Genomic DNA, 327 nt, shown 5'->3' with positions numbered 1-327 from the left:
ATTGAGATTCCAGCACCAGAACATGCGGATAAGGTTGTTGTGACCTTCGATAAAGCAGATGGTTCAGGCAAGGATACAGTTACTGTTAAGAAGAACGACCAAGGTAAATGGTCAGCCGACAAGACAGTGGCAGGTCTGACAGTGGACGCAGATACTGGTAAAGTGACAGTAGGTCATGAAGCAGTGAAAGCTGAGGGTACTGTAGAAGCACAAGCTCGTAGTGGAAACAGTGACTTGAGTGGAACAGGTACTGTCGGAATGCCAGCTATTGCGACAACACCAAGTGCACCAGTCCCAGCAGTAGTGGATACAGCCGACCATGTAGGT

General features: G+C 48.6%; 1 protein-coding gene. It reads left to right on the top strand.

What is annotated here, in order from left to right:
• Nucleotides 1-327: hypothetical protein (locus HW098_RS07615; protein WP_176139728.1), on the top strand; the 327-nt coding region annotated here is incomplete at both ends.

It is taken from the genome of Streptococcus sp. 1453, from assembly GCF_013276955.1.
Taxonomy (GTDB): Bacteria; Bacillota; Bacilli; order Lactobacillales; family Streptococcaceae; genus Streptococcus.
Note: the sequence above shows the minus strand (reverse complement) of the source record. Positions and strands in the feature narration are given on the sequence as shown.